We start from the raw sequence: 15,020 nt of genomic DNA, 5'->3' as shown, positions 1-15,020 counted from the left end.
ATGGCTCCCATGCCCCACCTTGCCGAGCACGTCCGCGACGTCCCCGTGAACCAGATCCGCGAGATCACCGAGGCCGCCTGGAATACCCCGGACGCGATCGTCCTGAGCATCGGCGAACCGGGGTTCCCGCTTCCCCGGCACGTCCTGGACGCAGGGATGGCCTGCCTTGACCGGGACGAAACCAACTACACTCCCAACGCCGGCCTCCCGGCCCTGCGCGAGGCTTTTGCGGCCAGGTTCCGTGAGCAACAGCACCTGGACATCGGACCTGAGCGCGTCTACGTGGTGGACGGAGCGCAGCAGGGCCTCCACTTCGCCATGAGCCTGCTCCTCTCCCCCGGCGATGAAATCCTGATACCCGATCCCGGCTACCCCACGTTCGCGATGACGGGCAGGCTGCTGCACGCTGTACCGGTCCGTTATCCCCTCTACCCCCACCATGGCTTCCAGCCGCACATCGAGGACATCGAGGCCCTCATCACGCCTGCAACCAAGGTGCTGGTGGTGAACTCACCGTCCAACCCACTCGGGGCCGTCATCCAGGAGGACACCGTGCGGCAGTTGGTGGAACTCGCGGTGCGGCATGATCTCTGGATCATCTCCGACGAATGCTATGAGGCTTTCACCTTCGATGTGCCCCATGTCAGCCCCGCCCGCTTCGACAGCGACGTGCCGGGCAAGGCCCGCGTCTTCACATCCCTGACGCTGTCCAAGACCTACGGGCTGACCGGGCTGAGGATCGGAGCCCTGGTTTGCCCGCCGGGACTGGAAAAGACCATGAACAATGTCATGGAGGCGATCGTTTCCTGCGTCGCATCACCCTCGCAGTACGCCGCCCTGGCGGCACTGACAGGCCCCCAGGATTACGTGGCCACCGCGCGCGGCCACTACCGAGGCAATCGTGATGCGGCCTCCCGCGCTTTGGAAGCGAAAGGGATTCCGTTCCTTGGCGCACAGGGTGCGTTCTACCTTTGGGCGGATCTGTCCCACGTCAGCCAGGGCAACATCCGGGCCTGGGTCCGGTCCTTCCTCGCGGATTCAGGCGTCGCTTTCGCTCCCGGCACGGCGTTCGGCCCGATCGGCGAGGGCTGGATACGGATTGCCCTCTGCGGGGAGCAAAAAGACCTGCTCGACGGCGTCAGCCGGCTGCCTGCCCGGGTTTAGGCCCCGTTGGGCGCACGGGAGCGGCAGTCGTCGTCGTGCGTCAGTAGCGGGTGCGGGCGGCGTTGTTCCGCCACGCCTCAAACGGCGTGTCGGCCATGGGCAGCGGCGCATGGTCCACCGGAAGCAGCCCGGGCCGTTGCCCGGCGAAGTACTCGTAGAAGACAGCATCGTCAAAACCTGCACGGGCGGCACCGTGCCTGTCCGCCGCGTACCAGACCCTTCCGATGCGTGCCCACAGGGTGGCCGCAAGGCACAAGGGGCATGGCTCGCAACTGGCGTACAGCACCGAACCACTGAGGTCGAAGCTGCGCGTGCCGGCTGCGGCACGCCGGATGGCGACCACCTCGGCGTGGGCGGTGGGATCGTTGTCCCGGGTGACCCGGTTGACGCCTTCATGGACCGCGCCGTCCGGGGTGACCACTACTGCACCAAACGGGCCGCCGCCGTCGGAAACGTTGTCCACGGCCAGCCTGATGGCGTGCTTGAGGTACTCGTCGCGTTGCTGCTCGTTGTGCTCGGACATGCCACGATCCTAACGGGTCCGTAAACGGCAAAGATGCCCCCGGGACGGCATCCCGGGGGCATCTTTTGAACCAACGTCGAACGGCTAGGAACGGTGGGCGTCCTCGTCGAGGTCGTCATCGTCAGAGAGGTCGATGTCCTCTTCGTCGAAGTCGTCTTCGTCGATGTCCTGGGACGAATCACTCTTGTACGGGTCGGCCTCGCCCGCGTGCTTGGCGCCGGCTGCCAAGGCGGCGACCTCGGCATCGCGGCGCTTTGCCTCGCGCAACAGTTCTTCGAGGTTCGAGGCGTTGACCGGAATCTGGTCTGCCACGAACTCAAGGGTGGGCGTCAGCCGGACGGTGATGTTCCGGCCCACCTCCTGGCGCAGGACACCCTTGGCCTTCTCCAAGGCCTTGGCGGCGTCAGCGTGGGCGGTGTCGTCGCCGAATACGGTGTAGTAGACGGTGGCGTGCTGAAGGTCGTTGGTGACGCGGGCGTCAGTGATGGTGATGGACTCGACGCGCGGGTCCTTGACCCTCCGCCCGAGGGCTTCGGCCACCACTACCTTGATCCGCTGTGCCAGCTTGGCAGCGCGTGCCGGATCAGCCATGGTTTCCTCCTGGAATGGGATTGGGGGTGCGGAACGGGTCCGCCGGAATTTCCCGACGGACCCGTTCCAAACGGAGCCTAGACGCGCGGCTTCTCGCGCATCTCGAAGGTTTCGATGATGTCACCTTCGGCGATGTCGTTGTACGAACCAAGACCGATACCACATTCGAAGTCGGTGCGGACTTCGGTGGCGTCGTCCTTGAACCGCTTGAGGGTCTCGACGGTGAGGTTGTCACCGATGACCTTGCCGTCGCGGCTGACACGGGCCTTGGTGTTACGGCGGATGATGCCGGTACGGACGATCGAGCCGGCGATGTTGCCGAACTTGGACGAACGGAAGACTTCGCGGACCTCGGCGGTACCAAGCTGGACTTCCTCGTACTCCGGCTTGAGCATGCCCTTGAGGGCCATCTCAATGTCATCGATTGCTGCGTAGATGACGGAGTAGAAGCGCATGTCCACGCCTTCGCGGTCGGCCAGTTCGGCCACGCGCTCGGCAGGCTTGACGTTGAAGCCGATGATGATGGCGTTGTCCACCGTTGCCAGGTTGACGTCGTTCTGCGTGATGGCACCCACACCGCGGTGGATGACACGGAGCTGAACGTCGTCGTCTCCGACGTCGATCTTGAGCAAGGCGTCCTCGAGGGCTTCGACGGCACCGGACACGTCACCCTTGAGGATGAGGTTGAGGGTGTCGATCTTGCCTTCGGCAACGGCCTGGTCGAAGTCTTCCAGGCTGATCCGCTTGCGGCGCTTGGCCAGGGCGGCGTTGCGGTCTGCTGCTTCACGCTTCTCAGCGATCTGGCGGGCCGTACGCTCGTCCGGCGTCACCAGGAAGGTGTCACCTGCACGCGGCACGTTGGACAGGCCGAGGACCTGGACCGGACGGGACGGCAGGGCGACATCCAGTGCCTCGCCGTTCTCGTCGAACATGGCACGGACACGGCCGTGGGCCGTACCGGCAACGATCGTGTCGCCGACAGCGAGAGTACCGGACTGCACCAGGACCGTTGCGACCGCACCGCGGCCCTTGTCCAGGTTCGCTTCGATGGCGATGCCTCGAGCGTCCTTGTCCGGGTTGGCGCGCAGGTCCAGTGCCGCATCCGCGGTCAGGAGGACTGCCTCGATGAGCTCGTCGATGTTCAGGTTCTGGCGGGCAGAAACCTCGACGAACATGGTGTCGCCACCGTATTCCTCGGGAACCAGGCCGTACTCGGTCAGCTGGCCCTTGACCTTGTCAGGGTTGGCGCCTTCCTTATCGATCTTGTTCACGGCGACCACGATCGGCACATCGGCCGCCTGGGCGTGGTTGAGCGCTTCAACGGTTTGCGGCATGACGCCGTCGTCGGCTGCAACCACCAGGATCGCGATGTCCGTGACCTTCGCACCACGGGCACGCATGGCGGTGAACGCCTCGTGGCCCGGGGTGTCGATGAAGGTGATGTCGCGGGGCGAACCCTCGTGGATGTGGCTGATCTGGTAAGCACCGATGTGCTGCGTGATGCCGCCGTGCTCGCCTGCCACAACGTTGGAGTTGCGGATGGCGTCAAGCAGGCGGGTCTTACCGTGGTCGACGTGGCCCATGACCGTGACAACCGGTGCACGCGGCTCCAGGACGTCGTCGCCTTCGGCATCCAGTTCGCCCTGGAGGTCGATGTCGAACGAATCGAGCAGTTCGCGCTCTTCGTCTTCGGGGGAAACGACCTGCAGCTTGTAGCCCAGTTCGGCGCCAAGCAGGGCAAAGGTGTCCTCATCGAGGGACTGCGTTGCCGTTGCCATCTCACCGAGGTGGAACAGGACGGTAACGAGCGAGGCGGGGTTCGCATCGATCTTCTCGGCGAAGTCCGTGATGGAGGAGCCACGACGGAGACGGATGATGGTCTCGCCGTCGCCGCGGGGTACGGTTACGCCGCCCAGCGACGGAGCACTCATCTGCTCCAGTTCCTGGCGCTTTGCGCGCTTGGACTTGCGCTGCTTGCCACGGCCGGCGCCGCCCTTGCCGAACGCACCCTGGGTGCCACCGCGACCGCGGCCACCCTTGCCGAAGCCACCGCCGGCGGGAGCTCCGCCACCAGTGCCACCACCGGGTGCGCCACCGGGACGACCGGGACCTCCCGGACGACCCGGACCACCGGGACGGCCTGCGCCGGCAGGTGCCGGGCGCTCAGTACGGTTGGGCATCATGCCCGGAGTAGGACGGGGACCACCGGGGCGCGGTGCACCCGGACGCGGGGCACCGGGGCGCGGTGCACCCGGACGGGGACCACCGGAACCTGCTGCGGGACGGGGACCGCCCGAACCGGCTGCAGGACGCGGGCCACCGGCACCGGCTGCAGGACGCGGACCACCCGGACGCTCACCTTCGTTGCGGCCACCCGGACGGGGCATGCCCTGCGACGTGGCGAACGGGTTGTTGCCCGGACGCGGCGGACGTTCGTTGTCTCCGCCACGACCCCGGGGCATGCCCTGGGAGGTAGCAAAGGGGTTGTTGCCCGGACGCGGACCGCCCGGACGGGGAGCCTGTCCACCGGGACGGGCCGAAGAAGGAGCATCGGCCTTGGGACCGGGGCGGGCGCCGGGCTTGGCCGGCGCCGGAGTCGACGCCGCCGGTGCAGCGGGGGCCGGAGCCGACGGAGCTGCCTGTGCTGCGGGAGCAGCAGGAGCCGGCGCTGCCGGTGCCTTGGGGGCAGCCGGACCGGGTGCAGGTGCTGCCGGGCGTGATGCTGAGGGGGCGGACGGAGCCTTGGGGGCTGCCGCAGGAGCAGCAGACTTGGCAGCGCCTGCCGACGGGTAGGCGTCGCGAAGCTTCTTCACGACGGGGGCCTCAATGGTGGAAGAGGCGGAGCGAACGAATTCGCCCAATTCCTGCAGTTTGGTGACTGCATCTTTGGAAGTAATACCGAGCTCTTTGGCGAGCTCATGTACGCGGACCTTGGCCACTTTTCTCCTGTCTCGGTCCGCACCGAGCCAGGCACGAACCGTCTACTTCTTACTGCGGACCCCTGCCGTACGCACGGCGGAAAGGCCCTTTGCAGAGCGCAACAAAGTTGTCATCGTTACGCACTCATCGCTGGGAACTCATCGGGTTTCCATCAGATTTCTGACCCGCTTTCAGGTTTGGACGGTTTTCCTGCGGAAGCCGGAACCTCCGCAAGTGGCACACCCGGCATCAGGTAGCGTTCCACGGCGCCCGTTTCGGATGCGCCCGCGAGGGCCCTTCCGAAAGCTCGCCGCTTGACCGCCAATGCCAAGCACTTTTCGCTGGGGTGCAGCCACGCACCCCTGCCGGCCATCCGGCGTCGAACATCGACGAGGACTGCGGAAGATCCGCCGCCCTGGGCGACCAGCCGGACAAGCTCGGACCGGAATCCTTGCTTCCGGCATCCGATGCAGGTGCGGACAGGCCCTTGGCCACGTTCAAGCTGTTCAGCCACGACGTGTCCTACCTGCCTCACACTGTTGGCACCCGACAGCCCCGGCCCTGCAGAAGCAGTAGGGGCACGCCCGGGCGCGCGGATACCGGACGAAAGCCCGGTTCCATCCATTCTAGCCCCCCGCTCCCGGACTCCCGAAACCGCCGCTGTGCCAGCGCGGCGCGCAGCACCGCACCAGGACGCCGGCTGCTACTCCTGGCTGCCCTTTCCTGCTGCAGCGTCGGAGACGATATCGATGCGCCAACCGGTCAGCTTTGCCGCCAGCCGGGCATTCTGCCCTTCCTTGCCAATGGCCAGGGACAGTTGGTAGTCGGGAACCACGACACGCGCGGACCTGGTGGCCTCGTCGGTGATGGTGACCGAATTCACCCTCGACGGCGACAGTGAGTTGGCGATGAACGTCGCCGGGTCCTCGCTGAAGTCAACGATGTCGATCTTTTCGTCGTTGAGCTCGTTCATGACAGCACGCACGCGCGAGCCCATTTCACCGATGCAGGCGCCTTTGGCGTTGACGCCGGGAGCGTTGGCCTTGACGGCGATCTTGGTGCGGTGGCCTGCTTCACGGGCCAGCGCAACGATCTCCACGGAACGGTCCGCGATTTCCGGAACTTCCATTTCGAACAGCTTGCGGACCAGGCCGGGGTGCGAACGGGACAACGTGATGGAAGGTCCCTTGGCGCCACGGTGGACATCCACTACGAAGGCGCGGAGCCTGCTGCCGTGGAGGTACTTCTCGCCGGGGACCTGCTCGGGCGGCGGGAGAAGCGCCTCAACGGCGCCCAGGTTGACCTGGATCATGTGCGGGTTGTTGCCCTGCTGGATCATGCCGGCCACGAGTTCGCCTTCGCGTCCCTTGAATTCTCCCAGGACGTTGTCGTCCTCCACGTCCCGCAGGCGTTGCAGGATGATCTGGCGCGCGGTGCTGGCGGCGATCCGGCCGAAACCGGCCGGAGTGTCCTCGAACTCGCCCACGGCCTCGCCGTCGTCGTCAAGTTCAGTGGCCCAGATGGTCACGTGTCCGCTCTTGCGGTCGAGTTCGGCACGGGCCTTCTCGAAGGCGCCGGGCGTCTTGTGGTAGGCCACCAGGAGGGCTTGCTCGATGGTGGGGATCAAGAGGTCCAGCGGGATTTCACGCTCGCGCTCCAGGAGCCTCAGTGCGCTCATGTCAATATCCATTAGGCCTCCTCGGAAGGTCCATTGTTGTCGTCTGCCAGCACTGCCTCATCGAGGTGGCTGAATTCAATCTCGACTTTTCCGTGGCGGATCCTGTCGAAAGGAATGGTCATGGGGTCGCCCTGCTTGGGCTTCATGCCCTTCTTGACCTCGTGTTCGGGAATGATCGTCACGGCGTCGTCCTGCACCGAGGCGATCCGCCCCATGACGTTCTCGCCCTGGATAACGTTCACCTTGACCATCCGACCGCGGGCACGGTGCCAATGGCGTGGCTCCGTCAGGGGCCGGCCCACGCCGGGAGATGACACCTCGAGGTCGTAGGGACGGCCGTCGTCGTGGGGATCGTTGTCCAGAATATCGGAAAGGGATCGAGAGACGTCGGCGATGGCGTCCAGGCTTACCCCGCCGGTTTCCTCCTGGGGCAGGTCCACGACGACGTGGACGGTGCGGTGGGAGCCGGCGACGTGGATGGAAACATCCTCGAGGTAGAGCCTGTTGGCGAGGACGGCCGGTTCGAGCAGCGCCTTGAGCCTGCTCTCTTCCGGGTTGTGGATGGTGGCCGTTGAGTTGGATCCAGTACGGTCTGTTGAAGTCGTGGCTTCCGAGTCACTCACGCTGCCCGCCGCCTCCCGATAGATGTTGTTGTGACTACTAGCCTAGCGATTTTCGGGACCACATGGTGCACGCAGTTCCAGCCGCGCATGACACCATGGTGTGTTGTGAACGGGCAGACAAAGGAAAAACGGCAGGCACCGGCGTGGGGACGGCTCCTGCTTGTTGGCCTGGTGGCCCTGCTCGTTGCCGGCACCGGAATAGTGCTTATTCCGCGCGATTCCGGCGTTCCCGACGACGTTTCCTTCACGGAGGCCGCGCGCCGGGGCGCACTGGACAGCACACTGGAACTGCGCAGCTCGTCCCTTGCCCTGCAGGACGCAGGCTCCCTCCCCGCCCCGGCGGCCGGCAGCCAAGGGATTGTGACATTACTGACAACCCATGCCCGTGCCCTGCAGTCGCCGGCTACTTCCCGGCCCAGTGGCACCGTATCCACCGGTGCGGTTGCTCCTTCCAAGGCCGCTTTCGTCGCCGGACTGTCGGCAAGCGGGCACCAACGGCTGCGGGACGCCCGCGAAGCTGACGGCGGCATCGCACGGCTGCTGGCCGCCGTGGGAACGTCGCAACTGCTGGCCGCAGAGGAACTGGCGACAGCCTGGCAACTTCCCGCGCCTGGTCCGGTACCGGACCAGGGCGGAAGCACGACGGCGGCCGGCCCGGTTTCGTGCCCTTCGGTCAGTCCCACGAGCGAACCCGGTTCGGCCACCACCGATGCAGCCTTGGCAGCTGCAGTACGGTCCGGCCAGGAGGCCGTGTACGTGTACCAGGTTGCGCTTAAGCGGATCGAGGCCGGTTCCGCGGACTCCGCGGCCGCGGCCCTGGCGGCCCATGAACAGCTCCTGCACCAGGCAGAAACACTGACCCGTGCCAATTGCGGGGACGTCCCGGCACCGGAAGCCGGCTACCGCCTCCCCGCGCAATTTGCGCAGTCCCCGGCTGCAGCCCTTGGCGCCCTCGAAGCCGCCAGCCTGCCCCGGTTCGGCGACCTGGTCGCCCTGTCCACCGGCGGAACCCGCGATTGGGCCATCAGCGGCCTGCTGGCAACCGGCCGCCGAAGCGCCCTCTGGGGCGCTCCGTTACCTCCCCTCCCCGGTTTGACGCTCGACGCCGGTAACTTGCCTCCGCTGCCGACGCCAAGCGACAGCAACGCCGGCTGATTCCTGCCGGCCAACCCGCGGTCTCCTGCTGGACCAGCGGGTTCACTGCCGTTAATACGTCGCCGCCGGGGCACGCAGGGATACGCTGATCGCGTGAGCCTTCCTGCCATGATTCCGATTCCGGGCGACCTGCACGCCCGGTACAACCGCCACTCCGCGGGCCGGGACTGGCTGGCCAGCCTGCCCGGGCTTCTTCGGGACGCCCTGGACCTTTGGAATCTCTCCGTGGACCTTGCCCCGGGTGCGGAGCCGTGGAACGGCCATGGCGCTTTGGTGGTTCCCGTCGTACAGGAGGGACGGAGGGCTGCCCTCAAGATCGCCTATCCCCATGATGAGGCGGTGGTCGAGCGGCATGCCCTGACCCTCTGGGACGGGAACGGCGCCGTACGGCTCCTGGCCGCCCACGGTCCCAGCTGCTCCATGCTGCTGGAACGCCTTGATGCCACACGGTGGCTCCAGGACATTCCCTTGGACGAAGCCGCGGAGATCTGGGGCGGCATCATGCGCCGTCTCTCCATCCGTCCGGACGAGCGGCCGGAATGGTGTGAGTTGGAGCACGTGGCGGCCACCGCCGAACGCTGGAGCGACGAACTTCCGGCAGAGTGGGAACGCCTGGACCGGCCATTCCCGAGGTGGCTGTTGGAAGCGGCATTGGAGGTGTGCCAGACCCGCGGAGCAGTCGGCCGCCGATCCGGAACCGACGTCCTGGTGCACACTGACCTTCACTTCATGAACATCCTGGCCATCGATGGCCAGGAGGCCGGCCAGCGGGGCGGGTACCTCGCCATCGATCCGCAACCACAGATCGGTGAAGCGGAATTCGCGGTCGCTCCCGTCCTGTGGAACCGGATCAGGGACCTGCCCGCGGGCGATCCGGCCGCCGGGCTCCAGGAACGGTGCGTGGCCTTCAGCCGGGCTGCAGGCCTGGACGCCGAAGCCGCCCGCGAATGGAGCCTGTTGCGGGAGACAGCCAACGCACTCTGGTATGCGGCGAAGCCTGCACATTCCGGCCACCTTGCCCGCTCGCTGTGGGTGGCCAGCACCCTGGCCGGGAAGACCCTCGGCGGGCTGCCGGCGGTCCGCGACCTTCCTGACCCTGGTGACGGCGTCAGTTGATCCAACGCGCGGCCTGCGCCGCGGAGCAGGTCACTGGAACGAGTCGTTCCAGACATCGACGCCGAGCTTGATGATCAGCGCAGCCACCACGATCAGGAACACGATCCGCACAAACCCGCTTCCCCGGGCAACCGCCGTCCGCGCACCAAGGTAACCACCGGCCATGTTGGCCAGGCCCAGGACCAGGCCAACACCCCAGAGCAGGCTCCCGTGTGGCAGGAAGAACAGCAGGGCACCTGCGTTGGTGGCCATGTTGACGATCTTGGCTTTGGCGCTGGCCTCCAGGAAGGCGTAGCCCATGGCAGAGACCAGGGCGATGACCAGGAACGACCCCGTGCCAGGGCCGATCAACCCGTCATAGAAGCCGATGACCGCTCCGATGAGGCAGGCCACAACGTAATGCTTGTGGCCATCATGCCGGAGTGCGGTCAGCTCTCCCGCACTGGGGCGGAGCGCAGTAAAAACTGCGACCGCGACCAGGGCGACCACGATGATCGGCTTGAAAACGCTCGCGGGCAACGACGCTGCCAGGATGGCTCCCCCGAAGCTGCCGGCCAAGGCTATCACCGCCATGGGGACAGCAGTTTTCAAGTCGGGCCCCACCCGGCGGTAATAGGTGGCGGCACTCGTGGCCGTGCCGAAGATGGAGCCCATCTTGTTGGTGGCCAAAGCCTGGACGGGCGTGATCCCCGGCACCAGCAACAGGGCGGGGAGCTGGATCAGTCCCCCGCCTCCCACCACGGCATCCACCCATCCGGCAGCAAATCCAGCCACCACGATCAGGATGATGGTGGTGAGCTGGATCGACTCGAAGCCGGAGATCAACGGCTGCGGACAGCGTTGACCACGTAGTCGACTGCCTTGTCCACTGCAACGTTCTCGGCGTCGCCGCTGCGGCGGTCCTTGATCTCCACGACGCCGTCAACCAGGCCTCGGCCCACGGCGAGGATAGTGGGTACGCCCACCAGCTCGGCGTCGCCGAACTTTACGCCAGGGGAAACCTTGGGCCGGTCGTCGTAGATGACATCCAGGCCGGCTGCTTCGAGTTCGGCGGAGAGCTTCCCGGCAGCTTCGAAGATTTCGTCACCGCGGCCGACCGCCACTACATGGACGTCAGCCGGCGCGACAGAGCGCGGCCAGACCAGGCCACGGTCATCGTGGTTGGCTTCAGCCAAGGCAGCAACAGCACGCGTCACGCCCACACCGTAGGACCCCATGGTGACCACTACCTGCTTGCCGTTCTGGTCCAGGACCTTGAGGTCGAGGGCTTCGGCATACTTGCGGCCCAACTGGAAGATGTGGCCCATTTCGATGCCCCGGGCGGTTTCCAGCGGACCCGACCCGTCCGGAGAGGGATCCCCGGCACGGACCTCGGTGCACTCAATGACACCGTCCCACGTGAAGTCGCGGCCTGCCACGAGTCCAAAGACGTGCTTGCCCTCGATGTTGGCGCCGGTGACCCAGGCGGTGCCGGACACCACGCGCGGATCCACCAGGAACAGCAGTTTGGAAGAACCTTCAAGGCCCAGGACGGCCTGGTCCAGGGACAGGCCGGGACCGATGTATCCCTTGACGAGCCAGGGCAGCTTCCTGAGGTCTTCCTCGTTGGCGGCTTCCAGGCCGACTTCGCCGCCGATCGGCAGGAAGGCCCCGATGTTCGCCTCGACGCGCTTGAGGTCCACCGCCCGGTCACCGGGAACGCCGATCACTACGATCTGGCGCTCACCCGTGGGCAGCGTCACGGCGAGGACGACGTTCTTGAGGGTGTCCGCGGCCGTCCAGGCGCCGCCGTCGGCTTCGCTGCGTGGCGCCAGCTGGTTGGCAGCGTCCACCAGCGTCTCGATGGTGGGCGTATTCGGTGTGTCCAGGACCTCGGCCGCCGGTGCGGTGGTGAAGTCGATGTCCTCTGGAACCACCGTGGTCACTGCCTCGACGTTGGCTGCGTAACCGCCGGCAGAGCGCACAAACGTGTCCTCCCCGATTTCCGTGGGGAACAGGAATTCCTCGCTCTTGGAACCCCCCATGGCACCGGCGGTTGCCGTGACGGGCACCACTTCCAGGCCGAGCCGTTCGAAGATCTTGAGGTAAGCGGCGCGGTGGGCGGCGTAGCTTGCGTCCAGGCCGGCGTCGTCGACGTCGAATGAGTAGGAATCCTTCATGATGAATTCACGGCCGCGGAGCAGGCCTGCGCGGGGACGGGCTTCATCGCGGTACTTGTTCTGGATCTGGTACAGGCTCAGAGGAAGGTCCTTGTAGGACGAGTAAAGGTCCTTGACCAACAGGGTGAACATTTCCTCGTGGGTCGGAGCAAGCAGGTAGTCGGCGCCCTTGCGGTCCTGCAGGCGGAAGAGGCCTTCGCCGTATTCGGTCCAGCGGTTGGTTGCCTCGTACGGTTCGCGCGGAAGGAGTGCCGGGAAGTGGACTTCCTGGGCCCCGATGGCCGACATCTCCTGGCGGATGATCTCTTCGACCTTCCGGAGCACGCTCAGGCCCAGCGGCAGCCACGTATAGATGCCCGGCGCCGCACGGCGAATGTATCCGGCCCGGACCAGCAGCTTGTGGCTGGCAACCTCGGCGTCGACGGGATCTTCACGCAGGGTGCGCAGGAACAACTGGGAAAGGCGAAGGACCACGGGTTTTATCCGTTTCTCTGGCAGATGTGGCAAAAACAACTGTCTACTAATCTACCGGTTGGCAGCACACCCGTTGGAACGCTGACGACCCGTGGACACCCCGGCACAGAAGAGCCACGCCGCCGCGTCCGGAAGCCCCTGGCCGATATCGGCTGGTCATCCTGCGATGGCGTGGCTCAGCGGCCGGCCGGCCGCAGACTCTGTCCTGGGACTAGATCGCCGTTCCCTCCAACGGAACGGGATCGCCTGCAACTGGGAGGCAATGGTCACTGCCGAGTTTCCGGGCGGTGCGGCTGCTCAACGCATCCGGCAAGGTCAACGTCATGATTCCCCCTGTCACCACCCGGCACCCCAACGGCACGGTTAGGGAAGAATCTATGTGATGGCCGACACGTTTTCAAGAATGTGGGCCCCGCTGCCTGCTTGACCTGGCAGGAACGCAGGAATACCGTGAATTCATCATCTGGTGAATTATCGGCGGAGGGCATCATGACCCAGGCGATAGAGGCTGCGGGGCTCCACATCTCCCGCGGACGGACCAAAATCCTGCGCGGCCTTGACTTCACGGTGGAGACCGGCCGCGTGACAGGCCTGCTGGGACCTTCCGGCAGCGGCAAGACCACGCTCATGCGCGGGATCGTAGGGGTCCAGCGCATCACCAAAGGCGCATTGACGGTCTTTGGCCGTCCGGCAGGCAGCGCACCGCTCAGGCACGACGTCGGCTACGTCACCCAGGGTGCCAGCGTCTACGGCGACCTCAGCGTCGAGGCCAACGTCCGCTACTTCGGCGCCATGCATGGCAGGTCGGCGACGGACGCGGCCTCGGCGATTGCCGCCGTCGGGCTTAAGGACCATGCCCGTCAAAAGGCAGGTGACCTCTCCGGCGGACAGTTCAGCCGCGTTTCCCTCGCCTGTGCGCTGGTAGCGCAGCCCAGGTTGCTGGTGCTGGATGAGCCGACGGTGGGTCTCGACCCTGTCCTTCGCGCCGAACTGTGGGAGCGCTTCACTGCCATGGCGGCGGCAGGAACCACGTTGCTGGTCTCCAGCCACGTCATGGAAGAAGCCGCCCATTGCTCCTCCTTGCTGCTCCTGCGCGACGGACTGCTCCTTGCCCAGCTGACGCCGAAGGAACTGGCCGAACGCGGACGAAGCAGCGACCTCGAACGGGCATTCCTCACCATCATCAGGGACGCGGGGCGCGAGGACTCCCCGGCACACCGGGTGGCATCATGAACCCGCGCATGACACTGGCAACTGCCCGCCGCGTCCTGGGACAGCTCCGGCATGACCGCCGCAGCATTGGGCTGATCCTCGTAGTCCCGGCACTGCTGCTGGCCGCCGTCTACTTTCTCTTCGAGAACGAGTCCCTCCCGCCGGCCATCCCCAGGACGTTCGACCGTGTGGGCCTGATGATGCTGGCCATTTTCCCGTTCGTGGTGATGTTCCTGGTCACCTCCATCACCATGCTGAGGGAGCGCACCTCCGGCACACTGGAACGCCTCCTGACCACGCCCATCCACAAAGCCGACCTCCTCTTCGGCTACGCCATCGCATTCTCCATCATGGCCGCGCTGCAGTCGCTCGTGGCCACTGCGGTGGCGTACTGGATCTTCGAACTGGATATCCAAGGGAGCCCCGGCTACGTGGTGATGATCGCCGTCATCAATGCCGTGCTGGGCGTGGCCTTGGGCCTGCTCTGTTCGGCCTTCGCCCGTACGGAATTCCAGGCCGTCCAGTTCATGCCCGTCGTGGTGGTTCCGCAGATCCTCCTGTGCGGGCTGTTTGTGGCCAGGGACCGGATGAACGATGTCCTTGAGGCAATCTCCGGGGTGCTACCGCTGACGTTCTCCGTGGATGCCCTGCGGGAAATAGCCGGAAACACCGAGCCAACGGACACCATGTGGCAGGACACGATGGTGATGGGCGGGATCGTGGTGGTTGTCCTGGTCCTTGCCTCCTTGACGCTCCGCAGGCGGACTTCATGAGCCTGCAGCCACTGCGGAGAGGACGCAGGAACCTGAGCGGGCACTCCCGTGACGCCATCCTGGCCGCAGCACGGAAACTCTTTGCCGAGCAGGGGTTCGAGGGCACCAGCCTGAGGCAGGTCGCACGGGAAGCCGGAGTGGACCCCGCCATGGTGCACCACTTTTTCCAAGGCAAGGACGACGTCTTCGCCGCCAGTGTGGAGCTTCCTGTAGACCCTGCGGAGGTACTGGCCGGGATCGAAAACCTCGACCCTGAAGAACGGGGCGAAGCCCTGGTCCGTGCCGTCCTGCGACTCTGGGAAGGTCCTTCGCAGCACGCACTGGTGGCCTTCGCCCGGGGCACCATTGGCTCGAAAGCCAAAACGGCCCTGCTCCGGGAAATGGTGGCCCGGGCCATCCTGACCCGGATCGCGGCCGGCCTGGAAGGTTCCGCCCAAGAGGTCCGGATGCGCGGCAACCTGGTGGCCTCGCAAATGGTGGGACTGATGCTGGCGCGCTACGTGATCCGGCTCGAACCCCTGGCCTCGGCCTCCCGGGACGACGTGGCGAGGTATCTCGCCCCCACCATCCAGCGGTACCTCACGGGAGATATGGGCATCCCCGACCAGTAGGGCACAGCCGGCGCCCGAACAC

At 65.8% G+C, this 15,020-nt stretch carries 14 protein-coding genes; 6 read left to right on the top strand and 8 right to left on the bottom strand.

Going from position 1 to position 15,020, the window contains the following annotated elements; translation table 11 throughout:
• The first annotated feature begins 9 nt into the window (after positions 1–9).
• Positions 10–1,164 carry a pyridoxal phosphate-dependent aminotransferase gene (locus ACPFL9_RS07715; RefSeq protein WP_426006809.1) on the top strand — a complete coding sequence of 385 codons (1,155 nt, stop codon included), beginning with the start codon at positions 10–12 and terminating at the stop codon, positions 1,162–1,164.
• Between the two features lie 40 nt (positions 1,165–1,204).
• On the opposite strand, the gene ACPFL9_RS07710 is transcribed toward ACPFL9_RS07715, so the two are convergent.
• From ACPFL9_RS07710 to rimP, 6 genes are all read right to left on the bottom strand, one after another.
• Positions 1,205–1,687, bottom strand: a complete 483-nt coding sequence (locus ACPFL9_RS07710) for a nucleoside deaminase (protein ID WP_426006808.1) — start codon at positions 1,685–1,687, stop codon at positions 1,205–1,207.
• A gap of 84 nt (positions 1,688–1,771) precedes the next feature.
• Complete coding sequence (gene rbfA, locus ACPFL9_RS07705; RefSeq protein ID WP_426006807.1) at positions 1,772–2,278, bottom strand: 30S ribosome-binding factor RbfA; 507 nt, start codon at positions 2,276–2,278, stop codon at positions 1,772–1,774.
• Positions 2,279–2,355: 77 nt separating this feature from the next.
• Positions 2,356–5,217 carry a translation initiation factor IF-2 gene (infB, locus tag ACPFL9_RS07700; RefSeq protein ID WP_426006806.1) on the bottom strand — a complete coding sequence of 954 codons (2,862 nt, stop codon included), beginning with the start codon at positions 5,215–5,217 and terminating at the stop codon, positions 2,356–2,358.
• 152 nt (positions 5,218–5,369) lie between these two features.
• Complete coding sequence (locus ACPFL9_RS07695; RefSeq protein WP_426006805.1) at positions 5,370–5,711, bottom strand: YlxR family protein; 342 nt, start codon at positions 5,709–5,711, stop codon at positions 5,370–5,372.
• Between the two features lie 189 nt (positions 5,712–5,900).
• Positions 5,901–6,887: a transcription termination factor NusA gene (nusA, locus tag ACPFL9_RS07690; protein WP_426006804.1), complete on the bottom strand. Its 987-nt coding sequence runs from the start codon at positions 6,885–6,887 to the stop codon at positions 5,901–5,903.
• Positions 6,887–7,498, bottom strand: coding sequence for a ribosome maturation factor RimP (rimP, locus tag ACPFL9_RS07685; protein WP_426006803.1), 612 nt, complete (start codon positions 7,496–7,498; stop codon positions 6,887–6,889). The genes nusA and rimP overlap by 1 nt, the downstream gene beginning before the upstream one ends.
• 105 nt (positions 7,499–7,603) lie before the next feature.
• Between rimP and ACPFL9_RS07680 the strand changes: the two genes are divergently transcribed.
• Both ACPFL9_RS07680 and ACPFL9_RS07675 read left to right on the top strand, forming a co-directional pair.
• On the top strand, positions 7,604–8,653 hold the full coding sequence (locus ACPFL9_RS07680; protein WP_426006802.1) for a DUF4439 domain-containing protein: 1,050 nt from the start codon (positions 7,604–7,606) through the stop codon (positions 8,651–8,653).
• A 93-nt stretch (positions 8,654–8,746) separates the two neighbouring features.
• Positions 8,747–9,769 (top strand): aminoglycoside phosphotransferase family protein, encoded by a 1,023-nt coding sequence (locus ACPFL9_RS07675; RefSeq protein ID WP_426006801.1) that lies wholly within the window; start codon positions 8,747–8,749, stop codon positions 9,767–9,769.
• Positions 9,770–9,799: 30 nt separating this feature from the next.
• Here ACPFL9_RS07675 and ACPFL9_RS07670 read toward each other — a convergent pair whose 3' ends face one another.
• Complete coding sequence (locus ACPFL9_RS07670) at positions 9,800–10,594, bottom strand: sulfite exporter TauE/SafE family protein (protein WP_426006800.1); 795 nt, start codon at positions 10,592–10,594, stop codon at positions 9,800–9,802.
• On the bottom strand, positions 10,591–12,402 hold the full coding sequence (locus tag ACPFL9_RS07665; protein ID WP_426006799.1) for a proline--tRNA ligase: 1,812 nt from the start codon (positions 12,400–12,402) through the stop codon (positions 10,591–10,593). The genes ACPFL9_RS07670 and ACPFL9_RS07665 overlap by 4 nt, the downstream gene beginning before the upstream one ends.
• Positions 12,403–12,891: 489 nt before the next feature.
• Here ACPFL9_RS07665 and ACPFL9_RS07660 point away from each other — a divergent pair, with 489 nt between their 5' ends.
• From ACPFL9_RS07660 to ACPFL9_RS07650, 3 genes are read left to right on the top strand one after another with little or no spacing between them, the layout of a single operon-like run.
• Positions 12,892–13,635: an ABC transporter ATP-binding protein gene (locus ACPFL9_RS07660; protein WP_426006798.1), complete on the top strand. Its 744-nt coding sequence runs from the start codon at positions 12,892–12,894 to the stop codon at positions 13,633–13,635.
• A gap of 8 nt (positions 13,636–13,643) precedes the next feature.
• Positions 13,644–14,387 (top strand): ABC transporter permease, encoded by a 744-nt coding sequence (locus ACPFL9_RS07655; protein ID WP_426006797.1) that lies wholly within the window; start codon positions 13,644–13,646, stop codon positions 14,385–14,387.
• Positions 14,384–14,998, top strand: a complete 615-nt coding sequence (locus ACPFL9_RS07650) for a TetR family transcriptional regulator (RefSeq protein WP_426006796.1) — start codon at positions 14,384–14,386, stop codon at positions 14,996–14,998. Before ACPFL9_RS07655 ends, ACPFL9_RS07650 begins: the two co-directional genes overlap by 4 nt.
• The last annotated feature ends 22 nt before the right edge of the window (positions 14,999–15,020 follow it).

The organism is Paenarthrobacter sp. NyZ202 (assembly GCF_049860755.1).
GTDB lineage: Bacteria > Actinomycetota > Actinomycetes > Actinomycetales > Micrococcaceae > Arthrobacter.
Note: the sequence above shows the minus strand (reverse complement) of the source record. Positions and strands in the feature narration are given on the sequence as shown.

What these genes read in the sequence shown, in the direction of transcription:
- ACPFL9_RS07715 (WP_426006809.1), top strand. Translation starts at nt 10, where the DNA reads ATGCCCCACCTTGCCGAGCACGTCCGCGACGTCCCCGTGAACCAGATC.
- ACPFL9_RS07710 (WP_426006808.1), bottom strand. Translation starts at nt 1,687, where the DNA reads ATGTCCGAGCACAACGAGCAGCAACGCGACGAGTACCTCAAGCACGCC.
- rbfA (WP_426006807.1), bottom strand. Translation starts at nt 2,278, where the DNA reads ATGGCTGATCCGGCACGCGCTGCCAAGCTGGCACAGCGGATCAAGGTA.
- nusA (WP_426006804.1), bottom strand. Translation starts at nt 6,887, where the DNA reads ATGGATATTGACATGAGCGCACTGAGGCTCCTGGAGCGCGAGCGTGAA.
- ACPFL9_RS07660 (WP_426006798.1), top strand. Translation starts at nt 12,892, where the DNA reads ATGACCCAGGCGATAGAGGCTGCGGGGCTCCACATCTCCCGCGGACGG.
- ACPFL9_RS07655 (WP_426006797.1), top strand. Translation starts at nt 13,644, where the DNA reads ATGACACTGGCAACTGCCCGCCGCGTCCTGGGACAGCTCCGGCATGAC.
- ACPFL9_RS07650 (WP_426006796.1), top strand. Translation starts at nt 14,384, where the DNA reads ATGAGCCTGCAGCCACTGCGGAGAGGACGCAGGAACCTGAGCGGGCAC.